Source organism: Kribbella sp. NPDC049584 (genome assembly GCF_040675555.1).
In the GTDB taxonomy this organism is placed as follows: Bacteria; Actinomycetota; Actinomycetes; order Propionibacteriales; family Kribbellaceae; genus Kribbella.
In genome coordinates, this window is record NZ_JBFAPF010000003.1 from 819,605 (window position 1) to 834,210 (window position 14,606).

Annotated in this window: 13 protein-coding genes; 6 read left to right on the forward strand and 7 right to left on the reverse strand. The window is 67.9% G+C overall.

All coding sequences use genetic code 11. The features are described 5' to 3' along the window. The first annotated feature begins 1 nt into the window (after window position 1). Complete coding sequence (locus tag AB0J62_RS15625) at window positions 2-889, forward strand: carbohydrate ABC transporter permease (RefSeq protein WP_363870080.1); 888 nt, start codon at window positions 2-4, stop codon at window positions 887-889. A 200-nt stretch (window positions 890-1,089) separates the two neighbouring features. After that, a complete protein-coding gene (locus tag AB0J62_RS15630) occupies window positions 1,090-2,307 on the forward strand; it encodes a sialidase family protein (protein WP_363870083.1) in 1,218 nt (405 codons plus the stop codon). A 46-nt stretch (window positions 2,308-2,353) separates the two neighbouring features. Here AB0J62_RS15630 and AB0J62_RS15635 read toward each other — a convergent pair whose 3' ends face one another. Continuing rightward, window positions 2,354-2,710 carry a DoxX family protein gene (locus tag AB0J62_RS15635; protein ID WP_363870086.1) on the reverse strand — a complete coding sequence of 119 codons (357 nt, stop codon included), beginning with the start codon at window positions 2,708-2,710 and terminating at the stop codon, window positions 2,354-2,356. A gap of 73 nt (window positions 2,711-2,783) precedes the next feature. On the opposite strand from AB0J62_RS15635, the gene AB0J62_RS15640 reads away from it, so the two are divergent. Continuing rightward, a complete protein-coding gene (locus AB0J62_RS15640) occupies window positions 2,784-3,356 on the forward strand; it encodes a TetR/AcrR family transcriptional regulator (RefSeq protein ID WP_363870089.1) in 573 nt (190 codons plus the stop codon). Here the strand turns inward: AB0J62_RS15640 and AB0J62_RS15645 are convergent. The 4 genes from AB0J62_RS15645 to AB0J62_RS15660 all read right to left on the reverse strand — a co-directional run bounded on the left by AB0J62_RS15645 (window position 3,278) and on the right by AB0J62_RS15660 (window position 6,862). After that, on the reverse strand, window positions 3,278-4,075 hold the full coding sequence (locus AB0J62_RS15645; protein WP_363870092.1) for an FAD:protein FMN transferase: 798 nt from the start codon (window positions 4,073-4,075) through the stop codon (window positions 3,278-3,280). The two genes, AB0J62_RS15640 and AB0J62_RS15645, sit on opposite strands and share 79 nt — an antisense overlap. After that, a complete protein-coding gene (locus AB0J62_RS15650; protein WP_363870095.1) occupies window positions 4,072-4,494 on the reverse strand; it encodes an FMN-binding protein in 423 nt (140 codons plus the stop codon). The genes AB0J62_RS15645 and AB0J62_RS15650 overlap by 4 nt, the downstream gene beginning before the upstream one ends. A gap of 3 nt (window positions 4,495-4,497) precedes the next feature. After that, complete coding sequence (locus AB0J62_RS15655; RefSeq protein ID WP_363870098.1) at window positions 4,498-5,880, reverse strand: ferredoxin reductase family protein; 1,383 nt, start codon at window positions 5,878-5,880, stop codon at window positions 4,498-4,500. Window positions 5,881-5,998: 118 nt separating this feature from the next. After that, window positions 5,999-6,862 carry a helix-turn-helix transcriptional regulator gene (locus tag AB0J62_RS15660; protein ID WP_363870101.1) on the reverse strand — a complete coding sequence of 288 codons (864 nt, stop codon included), beginning with the start codon at window positions 6,860-6,862 and terminating at the stop codon, window positions 5,999-6,001. Between the two features lie 101 nt (window positions 6,863-6,963). Between AB0J62_RS15660 and AB0J62_RS15665 the strand changes: the two genes are divergently transcribed. From AB0J62_RS15665 to AB0J62_RS15675, 3 genes are all read left to right on the forward strand, one after another. Then, complete coding sequence (locus AB0J62_RS15665; RefSeq protein WP_363870105.1) at window positions 6,964-8,001, forward strand: alcohol dehydrogenase catalytic domain-containing protein; 1,038 nt, start codon at window positions 6,964-6,966, stop codon at window positions 7,999-8,001. A gap of 129 nt (window positions 8,002-8,130) precedes the next feature. Then, on the forward strand, window positions 8,131-10,539 hold the full coding sequence (locus tag AB0J62_RS15670) for a transglycosylase domain-containing protein (protein WP_363870108.1): 2,409 nt from the start codon (window positions 8,131-8,133) through the stop codon (window positions 10,537-10,539). Window positions 10,540-10,623: 84 nt separating this feature from the next. Beyond that, window positions 10,624-11,889: an aminotransferase class I/II-fold pyridoxal phosphate-dependent enzyme gene (locus AB0J62_RS15675; protein WP_363870111.1), complete on the forward strand. Its 1,266-nt coding sequence runs from the start codon at window positions 10,624-10,626 to the stop codon at window positions 11,887-11,889. 4 nt (window positions 11,890-11,893) lie between these two features. Here the strand turns inward: AB0J62_RS15675 and AB0J62_RS15680 are convergent, their stop codons facing one another. Together AB0J62_RS15680 and AB0J62_RS15685 are read right to left on the reverse strand one after the other, a co-directional pair. Next, entirely contained in the window at window positions 11,894-12,529 is a 636-nt protein-coding gene (locus AB0J62_RS15680) for a response regulator transcription factor (RefSeq protein WP_363870114.1), read from the reverse strand. Further along, window positions 12,526-14,457 (reverse strand): sensor histidine kinase, encoded by a 1,932-nt coding sequence (locus AB0J62_RS15685; RefSeq protein ID WP_363870117.1) that lies wholly within the window; start codon window positions 14,455-14,457, stop codon window positions 12,526-12,528. Before AB0J62_RS15685 ends, AB0J62_RS15680 begins: the two co-directional genes overlap by 4 nt. Between the last annotated feature and the right edge of the window lie 149 nt (window positions 14,458-14,606).

Below are 14,606 nucleotides of genomic sequence, written 5' to 3' on the forward strand. Positions count from 1 at the left end.
GATGGCGATCGCAACCACCTCGAGTACGTCGACCCGCCGCGCGCGCGGCGGACCGGTGCGCGCACACAAGCTGCTCCAGCTGAACTGGCTCGGCGGACTGGCCGGCTGGATCTGGCTCGCGATCGTGGTGATCCCGCTGTACTGGATCGTGATCACCAGCTTCAAGGACCAAAGTGACTACTTCAGCCAGAACCCGTTCGCCCTGCCGTCCGCACCGACGTCGGAGAACTACAAGCTGGTGATCGAGAACGACTTCCCGCGGTACTTCATCAACAGCGTGATCGTCACCATCGGCACGATCGTCCCGGCGGTCGGGATCTCGTTCATGGCGGCGTACGCGATCATCCGCGGCGCCGGCAGCAGGTTCCTTGCCGGGGTCAACGGTATGTTCCTGATGGGGCTCGCGATCCCGCTGCAGGCGACGATCATCCCGGTCTACCTGCTGATCATCAAGATGCACCTGTACGACAGCCTGCTCGCGCTGATCCTGCCGTCCGTCGCGTTCTCGATCCCGCTGTCGGTGCTGGTGCTGTCGAACTTCATCCGCGACGTACCGAAGGAACTGTTCGAGTCGATGCGGGTGGACGGCGCGAGCGAGTGGGGCATGCTCCGCACCCTCGCGTTCCCGCTGACCCGGCCGGCACTCGTGACCGTGAGCATCTACAACGGTCTGGCCGTCTGGAACGGATTCCTCCTGCCGCTGATCCTGACCCAGAGCCCGGACAAGCGCACACTGCCGTTGGCGCTGTGGACCTTCCAGGGCCAGTTCAGCGTGAATGTACCGGCGGTCCTGGCCTCGGTCGTCCTGACCACGCTGCCGATCGTCATCCTGTACGCCATCGGCCGCCGGCAACTGCTGTCCGGCCTCACCGCCGGTTTCAGCCGCTAGATCCTTCTGCTCGGCGCGTTGGTCAGAGCCGTCTGCTCGCGTCCCGGCTCGCCCGGGACGCGAGCACCGGTGTGGCAAACGCGCCGTTCAGACGCCATTCAGAACTGTCGTGCGAATACCCCCTTTCGGAGCCGCGCGCATCGACGTGCGCGGCGGGGGGCTTCAACAGGGAGGCAAGAGTGCAGGATCGCCATGGACCTGTGAGCAATTCGACCAACCTGAGGCCGCAGATGTCCCGCCGGGTGTTCCTCGGTGCGGGCGCAGCAGCGGCGGCGGGCGTGAGCTTGGGCCTTGCAGGGCCGGCATTCGCAGACCCGGGCCCGGCGGGTAACCCGGGCAAACCCGGCGGGGAGGTTCCGTTCGGACCCGTCGTCGTGGCCGGTCAAGGTGGGCGCACGTCGTACGCCCGCGCTGTCCGGCTCGGCACCTCGGCGCCGGGCAAATCGCAGACCCTACTCGCGACGTACCAAGGCGGAGGCCCGGGGTTCCCGCTTTATCGCAGTGATGACGACGGCCGCACGTGGGCCAAGCAGAGCAGCGTCCCCAACGCCGGTACGGCGACCGGAGTGTATCTACAGCCGTTCCTCTATCAACTTCCCCGCGCGTTCGCGGGTCTTCCCAAGGGCGCGCTTCTGTTCGCGTGCAACTGGCTCGGGGCAAACTTCGGCAGCACGAACATCCAGCTCTACGCCAGCACGGACGCGGGCCTCACGTGGCAGTTCCTGAGCACGGTGGCCCAAGGTGGACCGGCGAACACGACGAACGGCGCGACGCCGGTGTGGGAGCCGTTCCTCCTGCTGCACAACGACAATCTGATCTGTTACTACTCCGACCAGCGGGACCCCAACTTCGGCCAGAAGCTCGCGCACCAGACCAGCACGGACCTGCTCACGTGGGGTCCGGTCGTCGACGACGCGACCGGAACGGCCTACGCCGAGCGGCCCGGCATGACCACGGTGGCACGGCTGAAGGGCGACCTGTGGATCATGACCTACGAATTCGGCGAGCCCGACGACCCCACCAACCCCGATCAGAACAACTACTCGTACCACGTGCACTACCGGATCGCTAAGGACCCGGAGTCGTTCCGGTTCTCCCCGGACACCCCGCTCGTGGACCAGAACGGCTCCGCCCCAAATGGTGCCCCCGTCGTGAGCTGGTCGCAGTCGGGGGGCGTGAACGGAACGATCATCGTCACGGGCAACGACGATCAGGACTTCTTCATCAACCGCGAGCTCGGTGCCCCCGGGGCGTGGACGCGTTTCTCGTCGCCGATGCCGGCCGGCTACAGCCGGTTCACCATCCCGTTGGACGGCCCCGGAGACCCGCAGAACCGTGGCCTGGTCTTCGTCATCACGGGAGCGCAGTACGGCAAGTCCGGGCCCGTCGAGGCGGGCATCATCTCGCTGGGCGGCTGACGGCCGGCCTACGCCGGTCTCAAGATCCTGCTCCCCGGAGCTTTGGTTAAAGACGCCTGCTTCCGGGTCTGATCGCCCACGACGCGAGCGCCAGTACGGCGAACGCGGCGGGGGCGATCATCCCGGAGTACCGGTGCGCGGCGGCGTTCGACGCCGCCGCGCCGATCATGTTGATCAGCACTCCGGCGTACGCCCATTCCTTCAGCCGTGGCAGCCCGGGCGCGAGCACGATCACCGCGGCGATCAGCTTCGCCGTACCGAGGATCGTGGCCAGGTAGCTCGGGTATCCGAGGTCGATCATCATCGGGTAGAACGGCGGCAGCCGGAACAGGTCCATCGCCCCGCCGACGGCACACTCCCCCACCACGACCGTCGTGATGGCCCAGTACGCGCTGCTCCTCATCGGATCACCTGCTATCGAAACGGCTCCGTACTCTTATCTATCGGTACGATAGCGTTTCGATGGAGGAGGATCAATGGATGCTCGCAGCTTCCGTGCCACGCGCGGGGACGGCGCCAGACAGCGCATGCTCACCGCTGCCCTGGAGGTGCTGGACGAGGCCGGCCTGGCGGGCTTCACGATGGAGGCGGTCGCGCGGCGGGCCGGCGCGAGCAAGGCCACGCTCTACCGGCGCTGGCCGACGACCGGTGCGCTCCTGGTCGACGCGATGGACCACACCTTCCGGCCGTTCCCGACACCGGACACGGGATCCGTGGTCTCGGATGTCGCGGAGATCCTGAATGCGTTCGTGACCCTGCTCGAACGTACGCCGTTCCCCCGGCTGCTCGCCGCGTTCATCGACGCCGCCGAGCACGATCCCGCTCTCTCGAAGCTGCACACCGATCTCACCAACCGCCGCCGCGAGCCGATGCTCGCCGTCCTGGCTCGCGGCCGGGACCGGGGCGAACTAGGCCCGGACACCGACCCCGAGCTGACCACGGACTTGCTCACCAGCCCGTTCTTCTACCGTCACTTCGTTGCCCACCGCCCCATTCCGCGCGAGCTGGTGGACGAAGTCATCTCCCGGGTGCTGTCGCCGAAGATGTGACGCGTGCCGTCAGCGAGGACGACCAGACCGGTGCGACCCGGACGTGACTGCAGCCAGGTAAGCCCCACGGGTCCGAGCGCAAACGCTGCTGTGGCGTCGATGTCGGCCTGCGTGAGGGACCGGTGCACGACGGTGACGGACGCGAGCGCGGTCGGCGTAGTGCCGGTGCGGGCATCGGTGATGTGATCGCCGCGCCGATGGAGTCCGGACGTGGCGATTGCCCCGTTGCGGATCGGCACGACGGCAACCAGCTTGTCCGGGGCGTGCGGGTCCTCGATCCCGATCCGCCACGCGGGTGAGTTCGGGCCGGCGACGCGACAGACCATGTCTCCACCGGCGGAGAGGCAGTAATCCGTGCCGGCCAACGGGTCGAAGGCGTGCGCGGCACGTTCGACCGCCCATCCCTTCACGACACCACTCGGATCCAGCCCAGCGGCCCGCCGTACGTCGAACGCGCCTCGGGATTCGCAGCGCGCCTGCTCGCCGAGCGCGAGGACCTCCGCGACCTCGGGCGGGCAGTCGGTCACCGTCAGCTCGCCGCGGTTGAGACGGCAGACATACGAGTCCGTTCGGTACGTGCTGAACATCCGGTCGGCGGTATGCAGTACGTCGAGGGCCTTTGCCCACGCCTGGCCTGCGACGTCGTCGTCGGCGTGCCGGCCGCGTAGCGCGAGGCTGATCGGCATACCCATCACGTGTTCGACGTACCGTGTCGTCATCCGGCCTGGTCCAAAGCGCTTTGCAGGGAACGGATGTAGCCGTCGCTGGTGACCGTCGCCCCGCTGACCATGTCGATCTGGGAGCTCTGGGCCTGGACGGTCTCGTTGATCAGGATCGGCAGGGCGTACTCGTTGATCTCGGCATCGCGGTGATTCCCGTTCGGGTACTGCGGAACGCTGACGGCGGTGATCTTGCCGCCCTGCAGGGTGAGCTGGACCTGCACCGGTCCCCACTGCGTCTGCGCCACGTCACCCGTCACGGTCGACGTTCCCGCCGCGGACGGCTGTGCCGACGGTGGCGTGAAGGTGCCCGCGGGGATGGGTGTCGTTGCCTGCGGACCGGAGGTCGACGTGTGGTAGCCGAACATGAGGACGACGGCTGACGCCGTACCGAGGAACCAGAGCACGATGCGATTCACAGGTCACCACTTGAAGGTTTCGAGATGGAGCCGTTCGGCCGGTAGGCCGGCGGCGGTGAGCGTGCGCTGCACCAACTGGGTCCACGCGTCCGGTCCGCACAGATAGACGTCGCGCTCGGCGATGTCGGGGATCCAGTACCGCAGCGCTTGCAGGTCGTCGAGTTCGCCCGGGCCGGCGCCGAGCCACGATCCGGGACTGCGGCGGTGCCCGGGCAGGGTCAGCAACAACAAACCGCGCTGATGATGGAGCCTCTGCAGTTCGCTCCTGAACAGTTGCTGGTCGGTGAACCGCTGGACGAGGACCGCGTCACCAGGGGCGTAATCGAGACCCTCCGCCAACGCACGCAGTGGCGTGATCCCGACACCCGCTCCGATCAGCGCGATCTTGCGCCCAGTCCGGGCTCGGTCGCTCAACCGCCCGAAGGGTCCCTCGACAAGCACCCGTGCACCCGGTCGTACGGCGCTGAGTGTCGCGCTGGCGTCACCTGCTTCCTGCACGGTGATCCGCAGACTCCGGCCGTCCGGAGCAGCCGACAGCGAGTACGGGTTGGCGCGTGTCCAGCCCGGCCGGCCCAGGAACCGCCAGGAGAAGAACTGGCCCGCTTCGGTCCGCAGGCGGTCCAGTTGCCGTCCTCCGACGTACACGGAAACGACGCCGTCAGCCTCGCGGACGACGTTCGTCACCCGCAGCCGATGACGAGCGTTACGTACGACCGGGACGCCGATCCGGTAGACCAGGATCGTTGCCGCTGCCACCGACCAGGCGGTCCACCAGAACACAGTCCGGCCGCTCGACGCCAGGAACTCCTGTCCGGTCCACAGCTGGTGCGGTAGTGCCAGCCCGACGCCGAGGTAGGCGTACAAGTGCAAGAGATGCCAGGACTCGTAGCGCATTCGTCGCCGTGCAGCCTTGATGCTCGTCAGCACGCTCAGGCACAGGCACGCAGTACCGGCGACCGCCAGGAGCATGCCGGGGTAGTCGACCGTCAGGTCCCACAACGTCGCCGGGGTCTTGGTCCACTCCCCAGCGGCATAGCCCCAGGTGATCGTGACGAGGTGCGCGATCATCAGGTTGAACGACGTGAAGCCGATCAGCCGGTGGAGCTGCGCGAGGCGGTCCTGCCCGAAGGCGGCCTCGAGTACCGGAACGCGCGCCATCAGGACAACCTGGGCCAGCAGCAGGACCGCCGCGAGCAGGCCGGTGAGTCGGCCGACCGATGTCAGCCCGGTTGCCCAGCCACCCAACTCCTGCACACCGCCGCCGGCGACCCACCAATACGTGACGAGCAGCAAGCTCAGCCAGAGCGCCACGAGGGCGCCGGACCGCACCGTGCTGTCGATGCGGGCCCGTCGGCCGGGCAGCACGGCAGCAGGTACGTCGATCATGGCGGCTCCTGAGGTGGTCAATCCACCTCAGTGTCGAGTCGCCGACTGAGCACGACCTTCGACTTACCTGGGAGCCGGCTGTGAAGTCAGGTACGACCGACCAAACACCTGACCCTGCTCACTCCGGTGTGGCGTACTCCGCGGTTGTGGCGGACCAGCTGGCGAGGAGTTTGAAGGCGTCGGTGGTGGATGAGCCGGGTGGGGCGGTGTAGATGATCATGGTCAGGCCGGGGTCGGACGGGAAATCCATCGCTTCGAAGTCGATCTCGAGATCGCCGACGACCGGGTGGTGCAGCTTCTTCGTGCCGGAGCGGTGGAAGCGGACGTTGTGGGCCGCCCACCGGGTCCGGAACGTCTCGCTGCGGGTGGACAGCTCGCCGATCAGCTGGGTCAGGGCCTTGTCGTGCGGGCTCTTGCCGGCCTGCAGCCGCAACGACGCCGCGATGTCGTCGGCCGCGCGATCCCAGTCCACGAAGAACTCCTGGGAGGCCGGGTCGAGAAACGTGAAGCGGGCGGTGTTCGCCGGCCGTCGTGGGTCGGCGAACATCGACGCGTACAGAGCCTGCGACATCCCGTTCGCCGCGACGATGTCGAAGTTCGCGTTGCGGATCCACGCCGGTACGTCGGTGATCGCATCGAGGATCTGCTGGAGCGCGGGCCGGACAGATTTCGCGGGCGTACGCCTACGGAGCGGAGCGGCGTCGGACTCGCGGGCGAGGGCGTGCAGATGGTCCCGCTCGGCGTCGTCCAGCTGCAGCGCACGGCTGAGTCCCTCGAGAACGCTCTCGGACGCACCCGCCAGATTCCCGCGCTCGATCCGCACGTAGTAGTCCACCGAGACACCGGCCAGCAGCGCGACCTCCTCGCGGCGCAGCCCCTTCACGCGACGATTCCCGCCGTACGCGGGCAGACCCGCCTGCTCCGGTGTCAGGCGGGCTCGCCGGGAGCTGAGGAACTCCTTGATCTCGGCTCGGTGGTCCATGCACACAACACTACGGACCGTCGCCGCGCCGAGGGAGGCACTGGTATTACCTGGAACGACAGGATCTCCCCCACCCACAGCGCGTGACCTTCACTGGATCCATGCGAGCGACTTACATGTACGGCGCCGGCGATGTCCGAGTGATCGACGTACCGGATCCGGCGATCCAGCAACCAACTGATGCGATCGTGCGGGTAGTCAGGTCCTGCATCTGCGGCAGCGACCTGCACCCGTATCACAACCTGCCCGTCACGCCGGGCGGCAAGACCATGGGCCACGAGTTCGTGGGTGTCGTCGAGGACCTCGGCCGGGACGTCACCACGCTGCGCAAGGGCGACTTCGTCATCGCGCCGTTCGCGTGGTCCGACGGGACCTGCGACTTCTGTCGCGAGGACCTGCAGACGTCCTGCCGGCACGGCGGCTTCTGGAACGCGAACGGTGTCGCCGGCGGTCAGGCCGAGGCCGTCCGCGTGCCATTGGCAGACGGCACACTGGTCAAGGTGCCCGGCGGCGAGGACCCTGCGCTGCTTCCCTCGTTGTTGACCCTGTCCGACGTCTACGGGACCGGGTACCACGCCGCGCTCAAAGGCGGGGTCTCGGCGAAGACCAGCGTCACCGTGATCGGCGACGGGGCGGTCGGGCTGCTGGCGGTCCTCGCGGCGCGGCAATTCGGCGCCGAGCGGATCGTCCTGATGGGCCGGCACAAGGACCGCACCGATCTCGGTGTCGAGTTCGGCGCGACCGACGTGGTGGCCGAACGCGGCGACGAAGGCATCGCCAAGGTCCGCGACCTCACCGGCGGCGACGGCACCCACGTGGTCCTCGAGGCGGTCGGCCACTTCCCGGCGTACGAGCAGGCCCTCGGGGTGGTCCGCCCGGGCGGTGTGATCAGTCGCGTCGGCGTCCCGCAGTACGACGAGGCACCGATCGGATTCGGCACGCTGTTCCTGCCGAACATCACCCTGACCGGCGGTCCCGCTCCGGCCCGCGCCTACATCGAGCGGCTGCTGCCGGGCGTCCTCGACGGAGCCGTTGCTCCTGGCAAAGTGTTCGACCGGACCGTCGACTTCGACGGTATCGCGGACGGCTACCGCGCGATGGACGACCGCGAGGCCCTCAAGGTCCTCATCCGGCCCTGAGCCGAACGGCCATGATCATCGCCGGGCAGTGATAGCACGGTCACTGTTGGTGAGATCGCTGGGCAAATGTGTAAATTCCGTAACGAGAAGTGTGCCGGAGGTCCTCCACTTGACGTAATCTGCCCAACCATGCACAGAGGCGAACGGCGGGCCAAGCGGCCCAACGTCGTGATGTCGATGTTCGTGTTCCTGCTGGTCAGCGTTCTGGCCGGAGCGCTGAGCGCCGGACTGGCCCTCCCGTTCGCCGGTCTGGTCGGCGTGACGACGGCCACCGCACACGACACCGTGCAGTACCTGCCGCAGGACCTGAAGACCGCTCCGCTGGCCGAGAAGACCATCATCCAGGACGCGGACGGCAAGACGATCGCGACGCTGTACCAGCAGAACCGAACGCCGGTGACGCTGAAGCAGATCAGCCCGGTCATGCTCAAGGCGATCGTCGCGATCGAGGACGACCGGTTCTACCAGCACGGCGCGATCGACGCCAAGGGCACACTGCGCGCCATGCTGCGCAACCAGTCGTCGGGCGGGGTCCAGCAGGGTGGTTCGAGCATCACCCAGCAGTTCGTGAAGCTGAACCTGATCAACAAGGCCCGGACGCCGGAGGAGGTCAAGGAGGCCACCGCCGAGACCTACGAGCGCAAGATCGCCGAACTGCGCTACGCCATCGCCGTCGAGAAGGAACTGACCAAGAACGAGATCCTCAACGGCTACCTGAACCTGGCCTTCTTCGGCGACCGCTCGTACGGCGTCGAGGCCGCGGCCATGCACTACTTCGGCGTCCACGCCGCGAAGCTCAACCTGCCGCAGGCCGCGATGCTGGCCGGTCTGGTGAAGAACCCGACCGGCTATGACCCGATCGACCAGCCGGCCCGGGCCAAGGCGCGCCGCGACGTCGTCCTGCGCCGGATGCAGGAGCTGAACATCATCACCGCCAAGGAGGCGGCCGACGCGATCAAGACGCCGGTGATCGATCCCGCGAAGGTCCGGATCGCACCGAGCGGGTGCGCGAACTCGAAGTACCCGTTCTTCTGCGAGTACGTGGTGTCCAAGCTCAAGGACAACGCGGCGTTCGGCAAGACCGACGAGGAGCGGGAGAACTACATCGAGACCGCCGGTCTGGTGATCAAGACCTCGCTCGACCAGCGGATCCAGGCGGCCGCGCAAGCCTCGATCAACGCGCACTCCAAGGCCGGCGACCAGGCCGTCGCCGCGATCACGATGGTCGAGCCCGGCACCGGCCTGGTGAAGGCGATGGCGCAGAGCCGCTCGTACGGTTCGAAGAAGGGGCAGACGGCGTACAACTACAACGTCGAGAAGTCGTACGCCGGCGGCTTCGGCGGGTTCCAGAACGGGTCGACGATGAAGGCCTTCACGATCGCGGCCGCGATCGCCAAGGGCGTGCCGACGACGTACCGGATCAACTCGCCGCAGACGATCAGCCTCGGCGGCAAGGAATTCAGCACCTGCAGCGGGCCGACGTCCGTCGACAGCTACAACCCGAAGAACTCGACCAAGACCATCGCCGACCCGTCGATGGTCGATGCGGCCAAGGCCTCGACCAACACCTACTTCCTGCAGCTGTCCCAGCAGATCGGCCTCTGCCCGATCGCCACGATCGCCTCGAAGCTCGGCATGTACGACGCGCAGCTGCTGAAGCCGCTGAAGCAGGTCGTGTCGTTCACACTCGGCTCGGCCGGCCTGATCACTCCGCTGATGCTGTCGAACGCCTACGCGACCTTCGCGGCCCGCGGCATCTACTGCAACCCGCAGATCGTCACATCGGTCACCGTGATCAAGACGCAGAAGCCGATCCCCACCCCTGGCCCGGGCTGCCACCGGGTGCTCTCGCCGGGTGTCGCGGACGGCGTCAACTACGTGCTGCACCAGGTGATGATCAACGGCGGAACCGGCGCGAAGCTGAACTTCGGCAAGAGCGACCTGGCCGGCAAGACCGGAACGATCGACGAGAACCAGGCAGTCTGGTTCTCCGGCTACTCGTCCAAGCTCGCCGCCGCGGCCGTCGTCGGTGACGCCGATCCGCCGGCCTCGAACCTGATCAAGCAGGTCTTCAACGGCAAGAAGCTGAAGGACGCGTCCGGTTCGGGGACCGCGGGCCCGATCTGGGAGACGGCGATGCAGGGTGCCCTGCACGGCATCCCGACCACCGAGTTCGTCAAGCCCGACGACAAGATCATCCGCGGCAACGTGAAGGACCTGCCGTACCTGAAGGGCATGACTCCCGCGGAGGCCGGCGCCAAGCTGCTGTCGATGGGCTTCAAGGTCGTCATGTCCCATGGCGACCGCGTCGACTCCGACGCCCCCGCCGGCACCGTCGCCTGGACCACCCCCCGCCAGGAGGACGGCGCACCGGCAGGCTCCACCGTCACCCTGATCATCTCCAACGGCAGCAAGGCCCAGCCGCCGGTCACCCCGCCCGTCACCCCACCGGTCATCCCCCCAACCATCAAACCCCCGCCCAACATCCCGTCCTGCCTGCCCTGGGACCCCAAATGCAAGCCCCGCCGCGGCGGCTGACCACAGGCCGGTCCCGCTTTCTGCACACCGTCGGGTGATCACTAGGCTGGGTCTGACACCTAGTACTTGTGAAAGGACTCCCCCGTGAGTGTGGATGAGCTGGTTGGTCAGGTTGAGCGTGCGCGGAAAGACTACGAAGCGCTGGTGGCCAAGGGGCTCAAGCTTGATCTGACGCGGGGGAAGCCGTCGCCGAAGCAGTTGGATGCGGCCAACGGTGTGTTGCAGTTGAGCGGTGAGCCGGTGGCCGCGGACGGGACCGACCTGCGGAACTACGGCGGTCTGCACGGGCTGCCGGAGGTGCGGGCGATCTTTGCCGAGGATCTGCAGGTGCCGGTCGAGCAGCTGCTCGCCGCGGGCAACTCGAGCCTGGAACTGATGCACGACGCGGTCGTGTTCGCTCTGCTCGGGCAGGTGCCGGGCGCCGAGCAGCGGTGGGCCGACGTCGAGGGGCTTGCGTTCCTGTGCCCGGTGCCGGGGTACGACCGGCACTTCGGGATCTGTGAGCGGTACGGGATCAAGATGATCCCGGTGCCGATGACGCCCGAGGGTCCGGACATGGATGTGGTCGAGCGGCTGGTCGCGGAGGACGCGGCGATCAAGGGCATCTGGTGCGTTCCGAAGTACAGCAACCCCGACGGCACCGTGTACTCCGACGAGACGGTGCGGCGGCTGGCCGCGATGGAGACCGCTGCGCCGGACTTCCGGATCTTCTGGGACAACGCGTACGCCGTACATCACCTGACCGACTCCCCCGCCAAGATCGCCGACGTGCTGGCGCTGTGCGCGGAGAACGGCCACCCCGACCGGGCGTTCGTGTTCGGGTCGAGCTCGAAGATCACGTTCGCCGGAGCCGGTGTCGCGTTCTTCGGGTCGTCGCCGGCGAACATCGAGTGGTGGCTGAGCCACACGGTCAAGCGGAGCATCGGTCCGGACAGGATCAACCAGCTCCGGCACGTGCAGTTCCTGCGCGACGCCGACGGGCTGCGCCAGCACATGCGGACGCTGGCCGACCTGATCCGGCCGAAGTTCGACGCCGTCGACAAGATCCTCACCGCCGAGCTCGGCGGCACCGGACTCGCGTCGTGGACCGCTCCGGCCGGCGGCTACTTCATCAGCCTGGAGGTCCCGGAGGGCTGCGCCCGCGAGGTCGTCGCGAAGGCGAAGGCGGCAGGCATCGCCATCACCCCGGCCGGGGCGACCCACCCTTACGGCGACGACCCGACGGACCAGGTCATCCGCATCGCCCCGACGTACCCCGAGCTCCCCGAGGTCGAGGCAGCCATCACCGGCCTCGCCACCTGCGTCCGCCTCGTCGCCGGCGAAAAGCTCCTGGCCGATCAGGCCGGCTGACGTCTCACCGCTCCTGGCCCAGACCTTGGTCGCGGGCCAGGAGCGCGGCCTCCGTCCGGCTGGTCACCCGCAGCTTGGTCAAGACGGACGAGGTCACGTTGTTCACGGTCTTCACCGACAGGCCGAGGCGCTCGGCGATGCCCGAGTTCGACTGCCCGGTCGCGAGCCACCGCAGGACCTCGCGCTCGCGCGGCGTCAGCTCCGGAAACGGATCGCCGTACGACGTACTGAGCTGGGCCTGCAGCCGGCGCGCGATGCCCGGTCCGAAGATCGCCTCGCCCGAAGCCACGGCCGTCACCGCGCGGAGGATCTCCTCCTTCGTCGCACCCTTGAGCAGATAGCCCATCGCCCCGGCCTGCACCGCCCGGCTCAACGTCCGGTCGTCATCGGTCATCGTCAGTACCAGTACTGCGACCTCAGGCGCGACCTTGCCGATCTCCAGCGTCGCGGCGAACCCGTCGACGTCCGGCATCGCCAGATCCATGATCACGACGTCCGGGCGCTCGGTGACCGCACCGCGGATCGCATCCCGTCCGGTCGCGGCCTCGGCGACCAGTTGCACGTCCGGCAACTGGTCGAACAACGCCCGCAGCCCGTCCCGGACCACCGGGTGATCGTCGGCGACGAGAACCCTGATCACAGACTCCCTCCCAACGGAAGTACTGCGGCCACCCGGCCGCCCTGCGCGGTCGGACCAACCTCGCATGCTCCCCCGAGCTCTGCGGCCCGTGCGCGAATCGACTCCAGTCCCACTCCGCTGGGCCAGGCTCTCTCCGACCTGCCGTCGTCGGTCACAGTGATCGTCAACGCTCCTAGCTCGGTACTCAACGACACTGTGGCCCGCCGCGCGGTCGAGTGCCGGACGATGTTCGTCAGCGCCTCACTTGCAATCCGGTACGCCGCCAACTCGACGGATGTAGGCAGCCGCGGCAACTCGTCCGGCGCCTCGACGGTCAACGCGATCCGGCCGAGACCGGCGCCCTGTTTCCGCAGCGCCGCGACCAGTCCCAGCTCGTCGAGCACCGGCGGCCGCAACGCATAGACGATCCGCCGGACGTCGGTGATCGCTGCCCGCAGCTGTTCGCCGAGCTGCGTCGCCAACTGCTCGGCCCGCTCCGGGTTCGACCGGGCCGCGAGCGCGGCGCCGTCGGCAGTGAAGGCCGCACCGGTGAGCACCGGCCCGAGACTGTCGTGCAGGTCGCGGTGCAGCCGCTCGCGTTCGTCAGCCGTTGCCGAGAGCAACCGATCGCGCGACTGCTGCAGCTGGATCCGCAACGCGGTCGAATGCAGCGCGACAGCCAACGGCCCGGCGAGCAGATCCAGGACAGGCCGATCCGCCTTCGACAGCTGCCGTTCACCACGCCGTACGCCGACGATCAGGCGACCGCGGACCTCGTCGTTGAGCCGGAGGTCGATGCTGTGGACGACGTGGGGTCGCTGCCCGCTCGCGGCCAAGCACTCCGCGCCGCGTTCGATCGCGGCGTACGGAAGCCGCAAAGCGTCGCGCAGCGCCTCGAGTACGCCGGTGAGGTCGTCGGCGGCCAGCTGACGCCCGACCGCGGACACCGCGCGGACCGGGTCGCGGCGCGAGCCGTAGAACGCGCGGTCGACCAGCAACTGCAGCCGGAGCCGCACCGGGTTGAAGGCAAGCGCAACGACCAACGCGGCGAACACCGGTGCGCCGGCCGAGCTCAACAGATGCCCCAGCAACGCGACCAAGGCCGAGTACACGGCGATCACGCCGAGCGAGAGAACGCCGTACAGCAGCAGCCGGGACAGCACCAGCCGGACATCGAACAATCCGTGCCGCAGCACCGCGACTGTCATCGCGGCAGGGATCAGCGGGAAGCTCAGCAACAGGAAGATCTGTGCACCGATCGGCACCGAGAACCAGGTCGGGCTGTTGAGCAGGATCACCAGCACCACCGCGACGACCAGCCACAACAGTTGCTGCCGGACCACCTCGTCCGCCTTCACGTAGCGGACGATCAGACTGATCACCGTCGCGAGGAAGACGATCGGCGTGAGCACTCCGGCGATCTGCTCGCCTGTCTGCCACCACGGCGAGACGAAGTACGACGAGGCGCCGTACTCCGGTGTCGGTCCGGTCGAGCCACAGGCGATGACCGCCGCGACGAGCGTCAGCCACACGAGCCAGCGCCAGGCCGGTGTGACCGGCCGGCCCGTCGGGAACAGTTGCAGCGCGAGCGGCAGACAGCAGAACAGACCCCAACCCCACGCGAAGTTCAGGACGGTGACGACCAGCCGCATGACCGGCTCGGGCCACCCTGATTCGTTGCCCGCCGCGACCAACGGAACCATGGCCGCGGTCAGCAGCGGCGCACAGCCGAGGCCGAGCAGCAGCCACCCGATCGGACTCGACGGCCGCCGGCTCGCGATCAGGAATCCGCCGGGTACGGCGGACAGTCCGATCGCGATGTTCGTGACCAGGTAGCTGGAGACCGCCGTACCCGCGTCCAGGCCGACCAGCAGCGTGCCGGCCACCGCAACCACGGCGAGCAGCAGGGCAACGGCCGTCACGGCCAACGCGAGAGTCCCCCTCCGCATACGGTCATGATCACCCGATCTGCCGCGCCTGGACAGGGAATCAGTTCCTGGTCACCCCGGGCAACCACCCGGGCCGGCCAGTAGGTGTCCCTCTGCTGCCGCCAGCCCACGGCCAGCACGCTCAGAACGACATCGACGTTTCTGGGAGG